16 protein-coding genes are annotated in these 21223 nt (G+C 59.7%); 9 read left to right on the forward strand and 7 right to left on the reverse strand.

The window, feature by feature from the left end; all coding sequences use genetic code 11:
- Positions 1–223: 223 nt before the first annotated feature.
- The 7 genes from BK660_RS13175 to BK660_RS13205 form a co-directional block, all read right to left on the reverse strand.
- Positions 224–1648: a gamma-aminobutyraldehyde dehydrogenase gene (locus BK660_RS13175; protein ID WP_123433651.1), complete on the reverse strand. Its 1425-nt coding sequence runs from the start codon at positions 1646–1648 to the stop codon at positions 224–226.
- Positions 1649–1825: 177 nt separating this feature from the next.
- Entirely contained in the window at positions 1826–2635 is an 810-nt protein-coding gene (locus tag BK660_RS13180) for an ABC transporter permease (protein WP_123433652.1), read from the reverse strand.
- Positions 2625–3572 carry an ABC transporter permease gene (locus tag BK660_RS13185; protein WP_123433653.1) on the reverse strand — a complete coding sequence of 316 codons (948 nt, stop codon included), beginning with the start codon at positions 3570–3572 and terminating at the stop codon, positions 2625–2627. The genes BK660_RS13180 and BK660_RS13185 overlap by 11 nt, the downstream gene beginning before the upstream one ends.
- Position 3573: 1 nt before the next feature.
- Complete coding sequence (locus BK660_RS13190; protein WP_123433654.1) at positions 3574–4611, reverse strand: ABC transporter ATP-binding protein; 1038 nt, start codon at positions 4609–4611, stop codon at positions 3574–3576.
- 211 nt (positions 4612–4822) lie between these two features.
- Positions 4823–5974, reverse strand: a complete 1152-nt coding sequence (gene ydcS, locus BK660_RS13195) for a putative ABC transporter substrate-binding protein YdcS (RefSeq protein WP_123433655.1) — start codon at positions 5972–5974, stop codon at positions 4823–4825.
- A gap of 82 nt (positions 5975–6056) precedes the next feature.
- Positions 6057–7544: a gamma-aminobutyraldehyde dehydrogenase gene (locus BK660_RS13200; RefSeq protein WP_123433656.1), complete on the reverse strand. Its 1488-nt coding sequence runs from the start codon at positions 7542–7544 to the stop codon at positions 6057–6059.
- Between the two features lie 102 nt (positions 7545–7646).
- Positions 7647–8561 (reverse strand): LysR family transcriptional regulator, encoded by a 915-nt coding sequence (locus BK660_RS13205; protein ID WP_123433657.1) that lies wholly within the window; start codon positions 8559–8561, stop codon positions 7647–7649.
- 175 nt (positions 8562–8736) lie between these two features.
- Between BK660_RS13205 and BK660_RS13210 the strand changes: the two genes are divergently transcribed.
- The 9 genes from BK660_RS13210 to BK660_RS13250 all read left to right on the forward strand — a co-directional run bounded on the left by BK660_RS13210 (position 8737) and on the right by BK660_RS13250 (position 21217).
- Positions 8737–9420 (forward strand): tellurite resistance TerB family protein, encoded by a 684-nt coding sequence (locus BK660_RS13210; protein WP_123433658.1) that lies wholly within the window; start codon positions 8737–8739, stop codon positions 9418–9420.
- Between the two features lie 230 nt (positions 9421–9650).
- The gene (locus tag BK660_RS13215; protein WP_123433659.1) at positions 9651–12320 is read left to right on the forward strand and encodes a beta-propeller fold lactonase family protein; all 2670 of its coding nucleotides are present in this window, start codon (positions 9651–9653) and stop codon (positions 12318–12320) included.
- Positions 12321–12813: 493 nt separating this feature from the next.
- A complete protein-coding gene (locus tag BK660_RS13220) occupies positions 12814–14436 on the forward strand; it encodes a methyl-accepting chemotaxis protein (protein ID WP_123433660.1) in 1623 nt (540 codons plus the stop codon).
- The gene (locus tag BK660_RS13225) at positions 14436–14972 is read left to right on the forward strand and encodes a chemotaxis protein CheW (RefSeq protein WP_123433661.1); all 537 of its coding nucleotides are present in this window, start codon (positions 14436–14438) and stop codon (positions 14970–14972) included. The genes BK660_RS13220 and BK660_RS13225 overlap by 1 nt, the downstream gene beginning before the upstream one ends.
- A complete protein-coding gene (locus tag BK660_RS13230) occupies positions 14969–16231 on the forward strand; it encodes a CheR family methyltransferase (protein WP_123433662.1) in 1263 nt (420 codons plus the stop codon). Before BK660_RS13225 ends, BK660_RS13230 begins: the two co-directional genes overlap by 4 nt.
- Positions 16228–16911, forward strand: coding sequence for a chemotaxis protein CheW (locus BK660_RS13235; protein WP_123433663.1), 684 nt, complete (start codon positions 16228–16230; stop codon positions 16909–16911). The genes BK660_RS13230 and BK660_RS13235 overlap by 4 nt, the downstream gene beginning before the upstream one ends.
- On the forward strand, positions 16908–19160 hold the full coding sequence (locus BK660_RS13240) for a hybrid sensor histidine kinase/response regulator (protein WP_123433664.1): 2253 nt from the start codon (positions 16908–16910) through the stop codon (positions 19158–19160). Before BK660_RS13235 ends, BK660_RS13240 begins: the two co-directional genes overlap by 4 nt.
- Positions 19157–20167: a chemotaxis response regulator protein-glutamate methylesterase gene (gene cheB, locus BK660_RS13245; RefSeq protein WP_123433665.1), complete on the forward strand. Its 1011-nt coding sequence runs from the start codon at positions 19157–19159 to the stop codon at positions 20165–20167. Before BK660_RS13240 ends, cheB begins: the two co-directional genes overlap by 4 nt.
- Positions 20168–20215: 48 nt before the next feature.
- Positions 20216–21217, forward strand: coding sequence for a response regulator (locus BK660_RS13250; protein ID WP_123433666.1), 1002 nt, complete (start codon positions 20216–20218; stop codon positions 21215–21217).
- Positions 21218–21223 lie beyond the last annotated feature (6 nt).

Consider the following 21223-nt stretch of genomic DNA (forward strand, 5'->3'; position numbering starts at 1 on the left):
ATCGGCAGATTTCGGATGTCCGAAACCGTGGCGGGGCCGTGAAGGCGCTGCCCGGATCGGTGGTTATTGTTGTGTTTGTCTGGATTTGAACCCTGGTGGTACGTAATACCGGTTTCGACCTTGAAACCGAGGTGACGCCTTCGCGAGCAAGCCCGCTCCCACAGGGGAATGCATTTCAAACTGTGGGAGCGGGCTTGCTCGCGAAGGCGATCCGACGAAGCTTTTAGTGCTTGAACATCACATGCCGAACGACGGTGTAGTCCTCCAGCCCGTACATCGACATGTCCTTCCCGTAGCCGGACAGTTTCTGACCGCCATGCGGCATTTCACTGACCAGCATGAAGTGCGTATTCACCCACGTGCAGCCGTACTGCAAGCGAGCAGACATCCGATGCGCGCGGCCGACGTCTGCAGTCCAGACCGACGACGCCAGGCCGTAGTCCGAATCGTTGGCCCAGCCCAGTACTTGCGCTTCATCGGTGAATTTCGTCACTGACACCACCGGCCCGAACACTTCTCTGCGAACGATTTCGTCATCCTGCTGCGCATCGGCCAACACGGTCGGTTCGAAGAAGAACCCGTTGCCTTCCACAGCCTTGCCGCCGGTGATCAGGCGAATGTGCGGTTGTGCGATGGCGCGTTCGACAAACCCGGCCACACGGTCACGGTGTTGCGCGGTGATCAGCGGGCCCAGTTCGGTCGACGGATCATCCTGCAAGCCGTACTTGATGCTGCTGACCGCTTCGCCGAGTTTCTCGACGAATTTTTCGTAGATGCCGGCCTGCGCATAAATGCGGCATGCGGCGGTGCAATCCTGGCCGGCGTTGTAGAAACCGAAGGTGCGGATGCCTTCCACGGCGGCGTCGATGTCGGCGTCGTCGAAGATGATCACCGGGGCTTTACCGCCCAGTTCCATGTGCATGCGTTTGACGCTGTCGGCGGTGCTGGAAATGATGTTCGAACCGGTGGCAATTGAGCCGGTCAGCGACACCATGCGTACTTTCGGGTGGGTGACCAACGGACTGCCCACGCTAGGACCACGACCAAACACCAGGTTGAGTACGCCGGCCGGGAAAATATCCGACGCCAGTTGAGCCAGGCGCAGGGCAGTCAGCGGGGTTTGTTCCGACGGCTTGAGCACCACGGTATTACCAGCGGCCAGGGCCGGGGCGATTTTCCAGGCGACCATCATCAGGGGGTAGTTCCACGGCGCGATGGAGGCGATCACGCCGACCGGGTCGCGGCGGATCATCGAGGTGTGCCCCGGCAGGTATTCGCCACCGGCCGAACCGCTCATGCAACGGCTGGCGCCTGCGAAGAAACGAAACACGTCGGCAATGGCCGGGATTTCGTCGTTCAGCGCGGCGCTGTAGGGTTTGCCGCAGTTGTCCGATTCCAGTTTGGCCAGCTCTTCGTCATGGGCTTCGATGGCGTCGGCGAGTTTGAGCAGCAGCAGCGACCGTTCTTTCGGCGGGGTTTGTGACCAGCTGTCGAAGGCAGCATCGGCGGCGCGCACGGCAGCATCGACCTGGGCTTCGCTGGCTTCATTGATCTCCACCAACACGCGACCGAGGGCCGGGTTGAACACGGGTTGGGCGGGGCCTTCGCCGTCGATCAGTTGGCCGTTGATCAAGAGTTTGGTTTGCATGGTTCTGTCCTCTTCGGAACTGTTGTTTTTCTTCTGTGGGAACCGGATCAATGTGGGAGCGGGCTTGCTCGCGAAAGCGGTGTGTCAGTCACCAACAATGTTGAATGTGATGGCCTTTTCGCGAGCAAGCCCGCTCCCACATTAAATTCGGTTTCCACAGTGAGTAAGTGTTGTTATTTATTTCCCGCCACTGCCCGCCACACTCTCGCCACCCCGGGTCAGGTAGTAGGCGCCAAGGATCGGCAGCATGGTCACCATCATCACCAGCATCGCGACGACGTTGGTCACCGGCACGTCCCGTGGGCGGCTGAGCTGGTTGAGCAGCCACAGCGGCAGGGTGCGTTCATGGCCGGCGGTGAAGGTGGTGACGATGATTTCGTCGAACGACAGGGCAAACGCGAGCATGCCGCCGGCCAGCAACGCCGAGCCGAGGTTCGGCAGGACGATGTAGCGAAAGGTCTGCCAGCCATCGGCACCGAGGTCCATCGAGGCTTCGATCAAACTGTGCGAAGTGCGGCGTAAACGGGCGATCACGTTGTTGTAGACGATCACTACGCAGAAGGTCGCGTGGCCGACGATGATGGTGAACATGCCCGGCTCGATCCCCAGCGTCTTGAACGTCGCCAGCAACGCGATCCCGGTGATGATCCCCGGCAACGCAATCGGCAGGATCAGCATCAGCGAGATGCCTTGCTTGCCGAAGAAATCCCGACGGTACAACGCCGCGGAAGCGAGGGTGCCGAGCACCATGGCAATCAAGGTTGCGACGGCGGCGATCTGCAGCGAGAGCTTGATCGCTTCCAGCACGTCCGGCCGCGAGAACGCCACGCCGATCCACTTCAAAGTGAAGCCCTTGGGTGGAAAGCTGAACGCTGCGTCTTCGGTGTTGAAGGCGTAGAGGAAGATGATCAGGATCGGGAAATGCAGGAACACCAACCCGCCCCAGGCTGCGATTTTTAAACCCAATGAAGCCTTTTCAGAGTGCATCGAAGGCCCCCAGTCGTTTGACGATAGTCAGGTAGATGGCGATCAGCACAATCGGCACCAGCGTGAAGGCAGCGGCCATCGGCATGTTGCCGATCGCGCCTTGCTGGGCGTAGACCATGCTGCCGACGAAGTAGCCCGGCGGTCCCACCAGTTGAGGCACGATGAAGTCGCCCAGCGTCAGGGAAAAGGTGAAGATCGAACCGGCCGCAATGCCTGGAATCGACAGCGGCAGAATCACCTGCATGAAGGTCTGGCGCGGCTTGGCACCCAGGTCCGCAGAAGCTTGCAGCAATGACGGCGGCAGACGTTCCAGCGAGGCCTGGATCGGCAGGATCATGAACGGCAGCCAGATGTAGACGAACACCATGAAGCGGCCCAGATGCGAGGTCGACAAGGTGCTGCCGCCCACGCCAGGAATGCCCAGCACAAACTGCAAAACCGGCTCCAGCCCCATGTGCTGGACGAACCACTGCGCGACGCCTCCCTTGGCCAGCAGCAGCGTCCAGGCATACGCCTTGACGATGTAACTGGCCCACATCGGCATCATCACCGCGATGTAGAAAAACGCCTTGGTCTTGCCGGTGGTGTAGCGCGCCATGTAGTAGGCGATCGGGAACGCGACGATGGCGCTGGCGATTGAGACGACGACCGCCATGCTCAAGGTGCGCAGGATGATGTCGAAGTTCGATGGCTGGAACAGTGCCGCGAAGTTCGCCAGGGTCAGGTCGGGTGTGACCGCCATGGTGAAATCATCGAAGGTGTAGAAGCCTTGCCACAGCAGCACCAGCAGCGAGCCGAGATAGATCGCGCCGAACCACAGCAGCGGCGGCACCAGCAACAGCGACAGGTACAGATTCGGTCGGCGATACAGCAGGTTGGAAAACCTGCGCAACGGCGAACCGCTGGCCGGGGTTTGAGGGATAGCCACGGTGTTCATCTCACACCCCGCCGACAACGGTGTCGTGCAGCGGGATCATCGCTTCCCGTGCCCAGCGAGCGCTGATGCGTTGCCCGGTCTGGTGCTGGGCGCTGATGTCCAGCCATTGGTTGTTGGCCTGGCTGATGTTCAGGGTCTGGCCGTTTTCCAGTTTCATCTCGTAGCGCGTGGCGCTGCCCTGGTACTGGATGTCGTGGAGCAAACCGCTGACTTCGATCTCATGGCTGGCCAACGGGCCTTCAGCGAAACGCACGTGTTCCGGGCGAATCGAAAACGGCTGTGGGTTGCCACTCAACTGCCGGGCCAGATCGCCGCGAATCACGTTCGAGGTGCCGACGAATTCGGCAACAAAGGTCGTGGCTGGTTTCATGTAGAGGTTGCGCGGGGTGTCGACCTGTTCGATGCGGCCCTTGTTGAACACGGCCACGCGATCCGACATCGACAGCGCTTCGGTCTGGTCGTGGGTGACGAAGATGAAGGTGATGCCGAGTTGGCGTTGCAGTTTCTTCAGTTCGCTTTGCATCTGTTCGCGCAGCTTCAGGTCGAGGGCGCCCAGAGGCTCGTCAAGCAACAGCACGCGTGGGCGATTGACCAGGGCGCGGGCCAGGGCCACACGCTGGCGTTGACCGCCGGATAGCTGCACCGGTTTGCGCTCGCCGTAGCCGCCGAGGGCGACCATGTCGAGGGCTTCTTCGGCGCGTTTGCGGCGCTCGGCTTTGCCGACGCCTTTGACTTTCAAACCGTAGGCGACGTTGTCGAGGACGTTCATGTGCGGGAACAGCGCGTAATCCTGAAACACGGTGTTGACGTCACGCTCATACGGCGGCAGCCCGGCGGCTTCTTCGCCATGAATGCGGATCGAGCCTGCGCTCGGTTGTTCGAAACCGGCGATCAGGCGCAAACAGGTGGTTTTGCCCGAGCCCGAAGGGCCCAGCATGGAGAAAAACTCGCCGTCCTGGATGTCGATGGAAACCCGGTCTACGGCTTTCACTTCGCCGAAGAGTCGGGAAACGTTGGTGAACTGGACTGCAAGCGTCATGGTGCGGTGCTCCAAAAAGGCGAGGGCCGTCACAGCGGCCCTGCCTGGACTTCTGAAAAATCTGGATCGAATACGATCTGCCAGTGATGGAGATCGAATGTGGGAGCGGGCTTGCTCGCGAATGCGGTGTGCCAGGCAGCATCAATGTTGAATGTGATGGCCTCTTCGCGAGCAAGCCCGCTCCCACAAGGGGACGGTGTCACGTCAAAGACTAGCGGCCGCCCATGATCGCGATGTAGTCCTGGGTCCAGCGGCTGTACGGCACGAACTTGCCGCCTTCAGCTTGCGGGGTTTTCCAGAAGGCGATCTTCTCGAACTGGTCGAAACCATTGGTCTTGCAGCCTTCAGCGCCAAGCAATTCGCTGCCGGTGCACGCCGCCGGCACCGCTGGCAACGAACCAAACCACGCGGCAACATCACCCTGGACTTTCGGGGTCAGCGACCAGTCCATCCACTTGTAAGCGCAGTTCGGGTGCTTGGCCTCGGCATGCAACATGGTGGTGTCGGCCCAACCGGTGGCACCTTCTTTTGGAATGGTCGAAGCAATCGGCTGCTTCTCGTTCATCAGGCCGTTGACCTGATACGGCCAGGCACCGGACGCGACCACGCCTTCGTTTTTGAAGTCGCTCATCTGCACGGTGGTGTCATGCCAGTAGCGGTGGATCAGCGGCTGCTGGGCGCGCAGCAGATCGAGCACGGCTTTGTACTGGGCTTCGGTCAGTTCATACGGGTTCTGGATACCCAATTCCGGCTTGGCGGTTTTCAGGTACAGCGCGGCGTCGGCGATGTAGATCGGGCCGTCATACGCCTGCACGCGCCCCTTGTTCGGCTTGCCGTCCGGCAGGTTTTCCGCGTTGAACACCACGCCCCAACTGGTTGGCGCGGTCTTGAATACGTTGGTGTTGTACATCAACACGTTCGGGCCCCACTGATACGGGGTGCCGTAGGTTTGTTTGTTGACCACGTACCACGGCGCATCTTTCAGGCGCGGGTCGATGTTCTTCCAGTTCGGGATCAACGCGGTGTTGATCGGCTGCACACGCTTGCCGACGATCAACCGCAGCGAGGCGTCGCCGGAAGCGGTGACCAGGTCGTAACCGCCCTTGGCCATCAAGCTGACCATTTCATCGGAAGTGGCTGCGGTCTTCACGTTCACTTTGCAACCGGTTTCCTTCTCGAAACCAGTCACCCAGTCGTAGGCCTTGTCGCTTTCGCCACGTTCGATGTAGCCCGGCCAAGCCACAATATCCAGCTGACCTTCGCCGGCACCCACCGCTTTCAGCGGTTCGGCGGCCTGGAGGCTGGCGCTGGCCAGCAGCGCCGTGGTGATTGCACTGAGCAGTGCGGTCTTGTGCACGAACATGGGAATTCCCTCTTCTTTAATTATGGTCGGGGCAGTTGTGAACGTGGTGAAGCATGCCGTGAGCGGCTTGTTATTAGCGTAGTCAGAGATGCTGTCCGTGGCGCGCCATGATGTGCCGCACCACGCTGTAGTCCTGAAGCGAATCGCTGGATAAGTCTTTGCCATACCCGGACCGTTTAAGGCCGCCGTGGGGCATTTCGCTGACCAGCATGAAATGGCTGTTGATCCAGGTGCAGCCGTACTGCAACCGCGCTGCGACCTGCATGGCTTTGTCGAGGTTCTGGGTCCAGACCGACGAGGCGAGGCCGTACTCCGAGTCGTTGGCCCAGTCCACCGCTTGTTCGAGTTGATCGAAACGGGTCACGGTGACCACCGGCCCGAACACTTCGCGCTGGACGATCTCATCGCTCTGTTTGCAACCGGCGAGCAGGGTTGGCTGGTAATAGAAGCCGGCGCCGGAATGCACCGCTGCGCCGGTCACCCGTTCGATGTGCGGCTGGCCAAGGGCGCGTTCGACGAAACTGGCCACGCGGTCGCGCTGGCGCGTGCTGATCAGCGGGCCGATTTCGTTGTCGGCATCGCGTTTACCGGCAAAGCGCAAGCTGCTGACCGCCGCGCCAAGCTCGGCCACCAAACGGTCATGAATCCCGGCCTGTGCATAAATCCGGCACGCGGCGGTGCAATCCTGACCGGCGTTGTAATAACCGTAAGTGCGCACGCCTTCGACCACCGCTTGAATGTCCGCATCGTTGCAGACGATCACCGGGGCTTTACCACCGAGCTCAAGGTGCGTGCGTTTCAAAGTCTTGGCGGCGGCCTGGAGGATTTTTTGCCCGGTGACGATATCGCCGGTCAGCGACACCATACGGATCTTCGGGTGGCTGACCAAATGGCTGCCGACGCCTTCACCGCCGCCGCAGACAATGTTGATCACGCCGCGTGGCAGGATTTCGGCCAGCGCCGGGGCCAGGGCCAGGATCGACAGCGGCGTGTGTTCGGACGGCTTGAACACCAAGGTGTTGCCGGCGGCGAGGGCCGGGGCGATTTTCCATGCGGCCATCATGATCGGATAGTTCCACGGCGCGATGGACGCGACGACCCCGATAGGATCGCGGCGCACCATGCTCGTGTAGCCGGGCAGGTATTCGCCGCTGAGCTGGCCGGTCTGGCAACGCACGGCGCCGGCAAAGAAACGGAACACATCCACCGTCGCGCTCAAGTCGTCCTGACGAGCCAGGTGCAACGGCTTGCCGCAGTTCAGGGATTCGAGGCGGGCGAGGAGGTCGGCTTGTTTTTCGATGGCGTTGGCGATGTCCAACAGTAAGTTTGAACGTTGCTGCGGTGTGGTCCGTGACCAACCGGCGAAGGCGCGGTGGGCGGCGAGGATGGCGGCTTCGACTTGCTCGGTGCTGGCCTCGGCGATGTGCGTCAGCACTTCCCCGGTGGCGGGGTTGAGGATCGGTTCGACAAAACCCTGGCCTGCGACCAATTCGCCATCGATCAATAACGCGGTAAACAACGGGGTCTGCGCGCCAGCCATTTTTCGGGTTCTCTTTTCTTGTGTGGCCATGCTGCTCCCTGTGACAGGGGCCCGGCCGTCTTATATAGATGCAGCAAGACTAGTGCGCGGACCCGAGGTCGACAAATACTAAATACTGAAGGTGGCGTTCGATTAAATAGATGGCTTGCGCCCGCCGTGGGGTTGTTCGCGGGCGACGGTCAGGAATGGATCGACCAGCGCCGGACGCGCAGTGCCACGACGCCAGGCCAGGCCGACGTCGAGGGTCTGGCTCAAGTCGGCAATCGGGCGTGCTTCGATGATGTCGCCCTCCAGCGACCATGGGCGATAGGTCATGTCGGGCTGGATCGACACGCCCAAACCAGCGGCCACCAGGCTTCGCACGGCTTCCGTTGAAGCGGTCCTGAGGGTGATGCGCGGTTGTAGCGAGGCTGCGGACCACATGCGCTGGGCGTTGCGGTCCATTTCATCGACGTTCAGTTGAATCAGCGGTTCGCGCGCGACGTCGGCGAGGTTGATGCTGTCGTGTTCCAGCAAGGGATGCTGCGCCGGCAGCCATAAACGGTGGGGCGAGTGCGTCAGGACTTCAGTTTGCAATGCATGACGGTCTTCGAGGTTGGAAAGGATCAGCACGCCGACATCGATCTCGCCGCTGACCAGCAAATGCTCGATGTAGGGGCGTTCATCCTCCATCACCCGGATCTCGACGTTGGGGTAGGCGCGCTGGAAACGGGTGAGTAGATCGGCGAGGTAGTACCCGGCTACGAGGCTGGTCACGCCGATGATCAACTGGCCGGCCACCTGATCGGTGCTCTGTTGCAGGCTGCGTTTGGCGTTTTCCACGGTGGCCAGAATCAGGTGCGCCTGGCGCAGGAATTGATGGCCTTGGTGGGTCAGGCTCATGCCCTTGGCGTGTCGGTTGAACAGACCGACACCAATCTCTTCTTCCAGTTGCTGGATCGCCAGGGTCAATGTCGATTGGGAAATGAATGCTGTTTGCGCAGCGGCGGAGATCGATCCGGTCTCGGCCACGGCGATGAAATGACGAATCTGACGCAAGGTCATCATGGGGAAATACCCGGTGGGCGGTTTTTATAGATTCGCTTGAGTGTATATCGTTTTAATCGATGGTCCTGTAGGCGTTACAGGATATGAGCAACATCTGGAAGCACTCTCACAGGGAGTCGCTGGGTACTTTAGATCTAGGCTGGTGGCCGGTTATCCCTTTTATGGAGGCGGCAAAATGAACACCCGTGGTTTGCTCGATCAACTGCTCAAGTCCGGTCAGGATCTGTTGCAGAACAAGGCCGGTGGCAATCAGAACAAGGCGTCCAGCGGTGGCCTCGGTGGTTTGCTCTCGGGGGCGAGCGGCGGTGCGATAGCGGCGGGTGCCATGGGCTTGTTGCTCGGCAGCAAAAAGGCTCGCAGTGTCGGCGGCAAAGTCGTCGTCTACGGCGGTCTCGCCGCGTTGGGCGTGATTGCCTACAAGGCTTTCGGCAACTGGCAGGCCCAGCAAGGCACGGCGCCAAACACTGAACCGCAAACCCTCGACCGTTTACCCTCGGCGCAAGTCGAACAGCACAGCCAGGCGATCCTCAAGGCGCTGGTTGCCGCCGCGAAAGCCGATGGCCATGTTGATGAGCGCGAACGAGCGTTGATCGAAGGCGAGTTCACCAAGCTCGACAACGATCAGGAGTTGCAGCAGTGGCTACATGCTGAACTCAGTAAACCGCTCGACCCTACAGAAGTCGCCCGCGCGGCCAGCACGCCGGAAATGGCTGCCGAGATGTACATCGCCAGCGTGATGCTGGTGGATGAGCAGAGCTTCATGGAGAAGTCCTACCTGGATGAACTGGCTCGGCAGTTGAAGCTGGAGCCTGGGTTGAAGGCTGAGTTGGAGAGGCAGGTGAGGCAGGCATCAATGTAGCCGACGAAGGCTCTCGAAACGGCCACTACTGCCTATTCATAATCCGCCGCTCATGCAAAAGCGGGGCGGGTTTTATCGCCTGTGGGGTGGGGGAAGAAAACCTCAACTAATGACCGTTCGTCTTGAAGTACTACGTACCTGTTATTTCTGACAGTAGCCGCAGCAACGTTTCAGGGATTTGATACCGCTACCTACGCCGCTCTCTTGCGGCCCGACAAGGAGCGTGTGCGATGACCGATCTTTCAAATGATTCCACTGCCCTGGCGCTGTCACCCCCTTATATTGTCGATGCAACGCCGGACGTCAAAAGCGAAGACCCCAGTGCAGGAGTGCCTCTGGTAGGGGTTCCTTTGAGGCTCACAGGAAGCGGGCATCTGAAAGTGGTTGTGGATCCGCCATCTCCCGGTGCGGATTCTGTGGCACTCCATTTCAACGGCAGTGCCACGCCTATCGATGCCCCTGTGACGGTCGATCCGGCCACCAAACGCACCACGTTCGAGGTGTCCAGGGCTCTGCTTCGCAATGGCCTGCAATTTTTCCATTATGTGGCCAAGCGTATCGGTGGCGCTGATGAGCCGTCCCCCAAGCTGTGGGTGCTGTACAGCAGAAACCGCCCAGGTGGCCTGGACCCGGTAGTCGACGACAAAGACATCCAAGAAGCGTTGGGCATTGATTTGCCTGAAGAGGTCAAACAAAAGGGCGTCGACCTGGTCGTGGCCGAGCAAGGCGTCGCGCTTACCATCTCTTACGTGTTTGCCAAACTGCACGACGAGGTGACGGTGGACTGCAACGGATTTCTGTTCACTTACACCGTGAAGACGAACGATCTCGGCGGGGCGTTCGACATACTGCTGCCCAAAGCCGCTTTCGTTGGCGGTGGCAACAGCCCGACCTTTGCGATTTTTTATAGAATAAAGGACCAACTGGGGAACCATACCCAGAACTCACTGCCATCGCCGTCACTCTCGATCAAGGTCGACCTGACGCCAAAAATAGAACTTCCACCGGCTCCTTTTGTGCCGACGCTGGTGGGCAATGTGATCTATCCCAACAAGCACACCACGGGTTTTGTGGTCCGGGTGGATTGGGCCAAAGGCTTCAAACCCGGCGATAAAGCCAAATTGGTGGCGAAGGGCGGGGCTGCGGGAGCAGGGACACCGGTATTCACATTTGTGGCACTGAATGCCAACTTCCGCGCCAACTTTCAGCTGACCCCGGCGTTCATTCTGGCCAACGCAGGCCTGGAGGTAGTGTTTACGTGGATCCTGTTGAGTGGCGGCAAGGAGACCGAGTCCGAACCGCTGACCCTTGCCATCGAAAGCGTCAACGTGACGGATCCCAACTTTCCGATACCGGAAATCGTGGAGGCCTATGGGGACGCCGTGGATCTGCGGACGTTTACCGGCGATGCGCACATCTTTTGTGCGTCCTGGCCGTTTATCGCGGCGGGGCAAAAATTCTGGCTGCATGTCCTGGGGACTGGCAAGGATGGCAACCCCAAGACCGTGGCGATTGCCGTGGCTAAAACCCTGACGTCGACGGAAATCCAGAACGGGCTCGATTACGTATTGCCACGCAAAGAACTGGAGCTGTTTGAACCGGGTAAAGAGTTGAGAGTACGACTGCGCGTGGACTTCTTCCCCAATAAAAATGCTGACACTATCCAGACGTTCACGTTAAAGCGCTACACGCTGGTCACGGCCGGAATGAATGCCACGCTGGAGTTCATCTACGCGCCCTATGTCATTGCTCCAGCCGGGATTAAGAGTATAGAACTGAAGGCGACTGACGAAAATGGGGAATATGTCAGAGATGCGAAAGTCTATGTGACTATTCCAAGTGTCTTAAAGTACTTCGATGGGGGTACAGGTCGGCGCGAATTTCAAACCGATTCATTCGGCAGGCTAGTGATTAAAGGTGTCACAGCGCCCGATCTCCCTAATACCCATTACTCCCTCAAGGCAGAGCTTGCCGGGCTTGCCGTTACGGCAGGACTGAGTGTCACGGGCAGGGGTAAAACAGGCGAGGCAGATGTTTATAATCCACTTAACGATTTAGCGTTGTCTCCCGATGGGAATTTGTTGTATGCCATTGGCGGACGGGGAGGGTGTTTTGATGTTCTGACATTGGAAAATACGGCGCTGAATAGGAATATTTTTGGCCATAATGCTTTCGCCATTAGTTTGGATGGGGAAATAGGTTGTGGTGGCAGTCATAATGGTTCGATATCGGTTCTGAACTTGAAAAGTTTTGAGCCGATCGCAAGCGTCCCCAACTCTTCCGGCTTCTGCCCACGTGTTTTCTCGAAAAACGCCGATCTGGTGTGGTGCCTGGAAAACAGCAGATTTGCACTTGTTAATGCCAGGTTTGCTCGTGTGGAAAAAATATTTCAACTTCGAGGTTGCTTTTTTTGGGATGCTTTGCTTTTGAGTCCTGATGAGCGGTATGTTTTTATCAGTAATCAAAGTGATGGGACGATAAATAAGTTTGATGTGCCGGCGAATGCCTTCGTTGGGAAAAGTGCCAAATATGCGCTAACGCCGTCTCCTTATTATGAGCTCTCATACTGTGCGTTAAGTCCTGATGGGCGTCGCATTTATGTGAGTTCTCATAGTGAAAACAGGGTTGTTGTACTGGATTCCGCGAATTTGCAAGTTATTCAATCAGTCAGTACTGGGAAGGAGCCCGGGGCAATCGCTATTAGCCCGGATGGCCGATTGGCTTTTTACGGTAGTCGTGTCGAGAATAAAATCAGGGTTTTTGACACCCTGAATTTTCAGGAGGTGCGAGCCTATGACGTGCCAGGAGTGGTGAACCAATTGCGCATCAGCCCCGATGGCGCATGCCTTTATGTTGGGTACAGAGTGTTAACGAAATTGACTGTTATTCGGATTAGATAGTTGAAATAGCGCACTTTGGGCGGATTTATTTGTTTTTTCACGGCGTTTCGAGAAAAACAGAAGCAACGATGCCGCGACGGATAAATTAAAGTGGGAAGGGCAGTCGATATGTACAAAACCTGCGTGATGCTGGTGGATGAGGAGAGCTTTATGGAGAAACCCTCCCGCCCATCTCTTCAAGTCTAAACATACCAATGAGCTTGTGTAGTGGTCTAATTTCCCCGGACACCTCGATAGGTGGAAAATGCACTTGTCGAGGAGTTTTCCATGTGCTCGCGAGGGCATTGCCAGCCGCGCCACAAAATTCAATGGCAACCACGGTCCATTTTCCTCCAACTCCCCCTTGGCGCCCCCTCGATCTAACGGAAAGACCCATCCAGAAGGCCTTCCTTCCGTTTTCTCTCCCAAGGTCAAGAACCGGCAAACCCTCGTCTTATAAATGAAACACCCTCAGCTATACTCCGCAGCATTTGAACCGCCCCGAGGACTGACTGTGAAGAACTGGACGTTACGCCAACGCATCTTGGCGAGCTTTGCGGTGATTATCGCCATCATGTTGCTGATGGTCGTCGTCTCGTATTCCCGGCTGTTGAAGATTGAAGCCAGCGAAGCCAGCGTTCGTGATGACGCGTTGCCCGGGGTCTATTACAGCTCGACGATTCGCGGCGCCTGGGTCGACAGTTTTCTCCAGATTCAGGAAATGCTGGGCCTGAAGGAAGGGCAGGGCATCAGTGCCGAAGACGCCGCAGACTTCAAAAACTACGAAGCGCGCGTGCAGGAAGCGATGAGTAACTATCGCGCCACCGTGACGACAGATGAAGACAAAGTCGAATTCGCGACCTTCGAAAAACTCCATGAGGAATACGGCAAGCTCCTGGCCGCGGTGCTCGATTTGCACAAGCGCAATCAAGAGGCCGACGCCATCAAGTTGTTCAACGAACAACTGACCCCGGCCTGGACTGCGGGGCGCGTCAAACTCAATGACATCCTGCGTGAAAACAAAGCGGTGGCCGACCAGGACATTGCGAACATCGACGACGCCGTGTTGACCGCCAAAATCATCATGGGCGTTTCCCTGCTGGTCGCTGTACTGGCCGCCGGCCTCTGCGGTCTGCTGTTGATGCGCGCGATCATGGCGCCGATGAACCGCATTGTGAAAATCCTCGAAATCATGCGTACCGGCGATCTCAGCGGGCGCTTGAACCTGGAGCGCAAGGACGAATTCGGAGCCGTGGAAACCGGCTTCAACGACATGATGACCGAACTCACTTCGCTCGTGTCTCAGGCCCAACGCTCATCGGTACAGGTCACCACGTCGGTCACCGAGATCGCCGCCACCTCCAAGCAACAGCAGGCCACCGCCACCGAAACCGCCGCCACCACCACCGAAATCGGTGCGACGTCCCGTGAAATCGCCGCGACGTCCCGTGATCTGGTGCGCACCATGACTGAAGTGTCCACCGCGGCCGATCAGGCCTCGGTGCTCGCCGGTTCCGGGCAGCAAGGCCTGGCGCGGATGGAAGACACCATGCACTCGGTGATGGGTGCGGCCGATCTGGTCAACGCCAAACTGGCGATTCTCAACGAAAAGGCCGGCAACATTAACCAGGTGGTGGTGACCATCGTCAAAGTCGCCGACCAGACCAACCTGCTGTCGCTGAACGCCGCCATCGAGGCCGAGAAGGCCGGTGAATACGGGCGCGGTTTTGCCGTGGTCGCCACTGAAGTGCGACGTCTTGCAGACCAGACCGCCGTGGCGACTTACGACATCGAGCAGATGGTGCGCGAGATCCAGTCGGCGGTATCCGCTGGCGTCATGGGCATGGATAAATTCTCCGAAGAAGTGCGCCGTGGCATGTCCGAAGTGCAGCAAGTCGGTGAGCAGCTGTCGCAGATCATCCATCAGGTTCAGGCGCTGGCGCCGCGGGTGTTGATGGTCAACGAAGGCATGCAGGCCCAGGCCACCGGCGCCGAGCAGATCAATCACGCGCTGGTGCAGTTGGGTGATGCCAGCAGCCAGACCGTCGAGTCGTTGCGCCAGGCCAGTTTTGCCATCGACGAACTGAGCCAGGTCGCCGTCGGCCTGCGCAGTGGCGTTTCGCGATTCAAAGTCTGATGAACGAACTCGCGGCCAAACGCGGCGCCGTGGCGCCGGTCAAGCACTCGCTGTACCTGGTGTTTCGCATCGGCAGCGAGCGCTTTGCCTTGCAGGCCATCGAAGTGGCGGAAGTGCTGCCGCGGCTTCCGTTGAAACCGATTGCTCAAGCGCCACATTGGGTCGCCGGGGTGTTTGCCTATCGTGGCGCGGTAGTACCGGTGATCGACGTCAGTGCGCTGACCTTCGGGCAACCGGCGCAGGCCCGGACCAGCACGCGGTTGGTGCTGGTCAATTACCGCCCCAATGAATCAACCCCGACGCAATGGCTGGGGCTGATTCTGGAGCAGGCGACTGACACGCTGCGGTGCAACCCGGCGGACTTCAAGCCCTATGGCCTGGACAATCGGCAGGCGCCTTACCTCGGGCCGGTGCGCGAAGATGCGCAAGGTTTGCTGCAATGGGTGCGTGTCGCCGATTTGCTCGATGATCAGGTTCGCGCGTTGTTGTTCCCGTCGCCGCCTCTCGATCCGGCGCTGCTTGAGGAGCGGCCATGAGCGGCGATCAACGATTTTTCGATTACCTCAAGGAGCGCATCGGCCTCGACGTGACGTCGGTCGGCCCGGCGATCATCGAGCGCGCGGTGCGCCAGCGCAGCATTGCCTCCCGCGCGCTGACGGCAGATGAGTATTGGCACACGCTGCAAGGTTCGCAGGATGAACAGCAGGCGCTGATCGAAGCGGTGATCGTGCCCGAGACCTGGTTTTTCCGTTACCCGGAATCCTTCGCGACGTTGGCGAAACTGGCCGGCAAGCGCCTGGCCGAGATCAACTACATGCGCGCGCTGCGGATTCTCAGCCTGCCGTGTTCCACCGGCGAAGAACCGTATTCCATTGCCATGGCCTTGCTCGATGCCGGGCTCAAGCCGCATCAATTCAAGGTGGAAGGCATGGACGTCAGCCCGCTGTCGGTAGAAAAAGCCCGACGCGCGCTGTACGGAAAAAACTCGTTTCGCGGTCAGGACATTGCTTTTCGTGACCGGCATTTCAGCGCCGAAGGTGACGTCTATCGCCTCAGTAATCGCGTGTTGGAGCAGGTGCGTTTGCAGGTCGGCAACCTGCTCGATCCGGCGTTGCTGGCCAGCGAGCCACCGTATGATTTTGTGTTCTGTCGCAACCTGCTGATCTATTTTGATCAGCCGACCCAGCAGCAGGTATTCGAGGTGCTCAAGCGCCTGACCCATGTCGACGGCGTGCTGTTTATCGGCCCGGCCGAGGGCGGTTTGCTCGGGCGTTTTGGTATGCGGTCGATTGGCATTGCGCAGTCGTTTGCGTTCAGCCGTCAGAGTGTGCCGGAGCCCGAACCGTTTCCCGTGTTCGTGCCAGCGCCGCTGCCGGTGCGCCAACCGGTGCGCAACGTGCCACCGCCCCCGGTGCGCAATCGACCGTTCGCCCCCGTCACGCCGCCCCCCCTCACGACGAAAGCCTCGGACGCCACCGCGTTGCTCGCGAACATCGCCGTGCTGGCCAACGAAGGCAAAAGTGTCGAAGCGCGCCTCGCGTGCGAACAGTATTTGCGCAGTCACGAACCGGTCGCCCAGGTGTTTTATTGGCTGGGGTTGCTCAGCGACGTCAGTGGCAACGCCCTCGAAGCCCAAGGCTTTTATCGCAAGGCGTTGTACCTTGAACCGCAACATCCCGACGCGTTGATGCACCTGGCAGCCTTGCTGCAATCCCAGGGCGATGCGGCGGGCGCGAGACGATTGCAGGACCGCGCCGCCCGCAGCGAGCGCGCCGACAGTGAGCGTAAACGATGAACGCCTCCGACACCTTGAACGTCACCCATGAAGATGCCCAGGCCATCGACGATTGCTGGAACCGCATCGGTATCCACGGTGACAAGTCCTGCCCGCTGCTGGCCGAGCACATTCACTGTCGCAACTGCGCGGTGTACTCGGCCGCCGCCACGCGTTTGCTTGATCGCTATGCGTTGCAGCAGGACGACCGCGTGCAACACTCGGCGATGGTCGAAACCGAGGTAAAAACCCGTTCGCTGTTGATGTTCCGGCTCGGTGAAGAATGGCTGGCGCTGGCCACTCGCAGCCTCGTGGAAGTGGCGCCGTTGCAAGCCATCCATTCCTTGCCGCATCAGCGCTCCCGGGCCTTGCTCGGCGTTGCGAATGTGCGAGGCGCGTTGGTCGCGTGCCTGTCTCTGGTGGAGTTGCTCGGGCTCGACGCCACCAATAATGTGGCGTCCAGTGCGCGGGTCATGCCGCGCATGTTGATCATCGCGGCCCATGGTGGCCCGGTGGTGGTGCCGGTGGACGAGGTCGACGGGATTCATGGCATCGACGAGCGCATTCTCGAGGCCGCCTCACAATCTGGCACTCAGGCCAGCGGCAAGTACACCCGTGGCGTGTTGCCCTTCAAGGGTCGTAGCTTGCGTTGGCTGGATGAAGAACAATTGCTGTCCGCTGTGACCCGGAGCCTCACATGACCCCCGAGCAAATGCGCGACGCCTCGTTGCTGGAGCTGTTCAGCCTTGAAGCCGAGGCCCAGACCCAGGTCCTGAGCGCAGGTCTGTTGGCGTTGGAGCGCAATCCGACCCAGGCCGATCAACTCGAATCCTGCATGCGTGCGGCGCATTCGCTCAAGGGCGCGGCGCGGATCGTCGGTGTCGACGCCGGGGTCAGCGTCGCGCATGTGATGGAAGATTGTCTGGTCAGTGCCCAGGAAGGGCGCCTGTACCTGCGGCCCGAGCACATTGATGCGTTGTTGCAAGGCACCGACCTGCTGATGCGCATCGCCACGCCCAACAACAGCGTGACGCCGGCGGATATCGAAACGTATGTGGGGCTGATGACGCGGTTGCTCGATCCGCTGGCGCCCGAGCGTCAACCCGAACAACCCCGCGTAGAGCTGCCGGTTCCGGTGGTTGAACCGCCGCCCGCCGCGCCAGTTGATGCTCCCAAAAAGAGCAAACGCACCACCGAAAACGGTGAGCGCGTACTGCGCGTGACGGCCGAACGCTTGAACAGCCTGCTCGACCTGTCGAGCAAATCCCTGGTCGAAACCCAACGTCTCAAGCCGCACCTGGCGACCATGCAGCGCCTCAAGCGCATGCAGAATAACGGTCTGCGGGCCCTGGAAAATCTCAATGTGCACCTCAAGGATCACGCCTTGAGTCTGGAAGCCCAGGAAGCGCTCGAAGATGCGCGACGCTTGCTGGCGGAATCCCAGCAACTGCTGATCGAGAAAAACGCCGAGCTGGATGAATTTGCCTGGCAGGCCAGTCAGCGCGCGCAAGTGTTGTACGACACCGCGTTGGCCTGTCGCATGCGCCCGTTTGCCGATGTGTTGACCGGGCAGGTGCGCATGGTTCGCGATCTGGGCCGGGACCTGGGCAAACAGGTTCGGTTGGAGATCGAGGGCGAGAAAACCCAGGTCGACCGCGACGTCCTGGAAAAACTCGAAGCGCCGCTGACGCACTTGCTGCGCAATGCCGTGGATCACGGCATCGAATCCCCGGAACAACGGCTGCTGGCCGGTAAACCGGCGGAAGGGCTGATTTGTCTGCGCGCCTCCCATCAGGCCGGATTGCTGGTGCTGGAATTGAGTGATGACGGACATGGTGTCGATCTGGAAAAGGTCCGCCGCACCGTCATCGAGCGGCAGTTATCCCCAGCCGAAACCGCCGCTCAACTCAGTGAAGAAGAGCTGCTGACGTTTTTATTCTTGCCCGGTTTCAGCCTGCGCGACACGGTCACCGAAGTGTCCGGGCGTGGCGTGGGACTGGATGCGGTACAGCACATGGTCCGCCAGTTGCGCGGCGCGGTGGTGCTGGAGCAGACGGCGGGCGAGGGCAGTCGTTTCCACCTCGAAGTGCCGCTGACGCTGTCGGTGGTCCGCAGCCTGGTGGTGGAGGTCGGTGACGAGGCTTATGCGTTTCCGCTGGCCCACATCGAGCGCATGTGCGACCTCGAGCCGCAAGACATCGTGCAGGTCGAAGGACGACAACACTTCTGGCACGAAGGGCGGCATGTCGGGTTGGTGGCGGCCAGTCAGCTGTTGCAGCGCCCGATCAACCCGAACAGTCAGCAAACCCTCAAGGTCGTGGTCATCCGCGAGCGCGACGCGATTTACGGCGTAGCGGTCGAGCGTTTTATCGGCGAGAGGACGTTAGTTGTATTGCCGCTGGACGAACGTCTGGGCAAGGTGCAGGACATCTCCGCCGGGGCCTTGCTCGACGACGGTTCGGTGGTGCTGATTGTCGACGTCGAAGACATGCTGCGTTCGGTGGATAAGCTGCTCAATACCGGGCGCCTGGAACGCATTGCCCGCCACAGCAATCAAGCGGTCGAGGCGGCGCGCAAGCGGATTCTGGTGGTCGACGATTCGCTCACGGTTCGCGAGTTGCAACGCAAGCTGCTGCTCAATCGCGGCTACGAGGTGGCGGTGGCCGTTGATGGTATGGATGGCTGGAACGCCCTGCGTTCGGAGGATTTCGATCTGCTGATCACCGACATTGATATGCCGCGCATGGATGGCATCGAATTGGTGTCATTGTTGCGCCGCGACAACCGCCTGCAATCGCTGCCGGTGATGGTGGTGTCGTACAAGGATCGTGAAGAGGACCGTCGTCGTGGACTCGACGCCGGGGCCGACTATTATCTAGCCAAAGCCAGTTTTCATGACGATGCCCTGCTTGATGCGGTGGCTGAGCTCATCGGAGGAGCACGGGCATGAAAATCGCAATCGTCAACGACATGCCCATGGCGGTGGAGGCCTTGCGCCGCGCCTTGGCGTTTGAGCCGGCGCACCAGGTGATCTGGGTCGCCAGTGATGGCCAGGAAGCGGTGCAAAAGTGCGCCGAACAGACACCGGACCTGATCCTGATGGATTTGATCATGCCGGTGATGGACGGGGTTGAGGCCACTCGGCGGATCATGGCCGAAACGCCGTGTGCCATTGTGATCGTCACCGTCGATCGCCAGCAGAACGTGCACCGGGTGTTCGAGGCCATGGGCCACGGCGCGCTGGACGTGGTCGATACCCCGGCGCTCGGTGCCGGCAACGCCCAGGAAGCGGCGGCGCCGTTGTTGCGCAAGATCATGAACATTGGCTGGCTGATCGGCGAGCGGGGTAATCGCGAGCGAACGGTGCCGAGCCCGCTGCGCAGTTCCGCCTCGCGCCAGCGCCTGATCGCCATCGGCTCATCCGCCGGTGGGCCGGCCGCGCTGGAAATCCTGCTCAAGGGCTTGCCGCGGGATTTTTCGGCGGCCATCGTGCTGGTTCAGCATGTCGACCAGGTGTTCGCCGCCGGCATGGCCGAATGGCTTGGCAGTGCCAGCGGCTTGAACGTGCGTCTGGCAGTCGAGGGCGAAGCCCCTCAGGCTGGAACCGTGTTGCTGGCCGGCACCAACCACCATATTCGATTATTGAAAAACGGCACGCTGGCCTACACCGCCGAACCGGTCAACGAAATCTACCGGCCCTCGATCGATGTGTTTTTCGAGAGCGTGGCCAATTACTGGAACGGTGACGCCGTAGGGGTTTTGTTGACGGGCATGGGGCGCGATGGCGCGCAGGGGCTTAAACTCATGCGCCAACAAGGTTACCTGACCATCGCTCAGGACCAGAAAAGCAGTGCGGTATACGGAATGCCCAAAGCGGCCGCGGCCATCGACGCCGCCATGGAGATTCGTCCACTGGACAAGATAGCGCCACGATTGCTGGAGATATTCGCCAAATGACCGCCAATAGCAGCAATCCTGGCGCAAGTAGTACTCAGGTGACCGAACATGAATGACTTACAGCTCGACGGCTTCAAAACCGACGAAAACGCCGCCATGGTGTTGTTGGTGGACGATCAGGCGATGATCGGTGAAGCGGTGCGCCGCGGGTTGTCGAACGAAGACAATATTGACTTCCACTTCTGCGCCGACCCGCACCAAGCCATCGCCCAGGCGATCCGCATCAAGCCGACGGTGATCCTTCAGGACCTGGTAATGCCCGGTCTGGATGGCTTGAGCCTGGTGCGCGAGTACCGCAATCACCCGGCGACCAAGGACATTCCGATCATTGTCCTGTCGACCAAGGAAGACCCGCTGGTCAAGAGCGCTGCTTTTGCGGCCGGGGCCAATGATTATCTGGTCAAGCTGCCGGACAACATCGAGCTGGTGGCGCGGATCCGCTATCACTCGCGCTCCTACATGACGTTGTTGCAGCGGGATGCGGCGTACCGCGCGTTGCGGGTCAGTCAGCAGCAATTGCTCGACACCAACCTGGTGCTGCAGCGGCTGATGAACTCCGATGGCCTGACCGGGCTGTCGAACCGCCGGCACTTCGATGAATACCTGGAACTGGAATGGCGCCGTTCGCTGCGTGACCAGAGCCAACTGTCGCTGCTGATGATCGATGTGGATTATTTCAAGGACTATAACGACAGCTTCGGCCACCTGGAGGGCGATGAAGCCTTGCGCAAGGTGGCGACGGCGATTCGCGAAGCCAGCGCTCGCCCGTCCGACCTGCCGGCCCGTTACGGTGGCGAGGAGTTTGCGTTGGTGCTGCCCAACACCACCCCGGGCGGTGCGCGCCTGGTGGCGGAAAAATTGCGTCAAACCGTGGCTGCGCTGAAGATTCCGCATATTTCACCGACTGAAGGCTCCAGCCTGACCATCAGCATTGGCCTGTCCACCATGGTCCCGCAACCTGGCAGCGATTGCCGTCAGTTGATCTCGGCGGCGGACAAGGGGTTGTATCTGGCGAAGAACAATGGGCGCAATCAGGTCGGGATCGAGTAGTTTTCC

Source organism: Pseudomonas brassicacearum (assembly GCF_003732265.1).
Lineage (GTDB): Bacteria > Pseudomonadota > Gammaproteobacteria > Pseudomonadales > Pseudomonadaceae > Aquipseudomonas > Aquipseudomonas brassicacearum_D.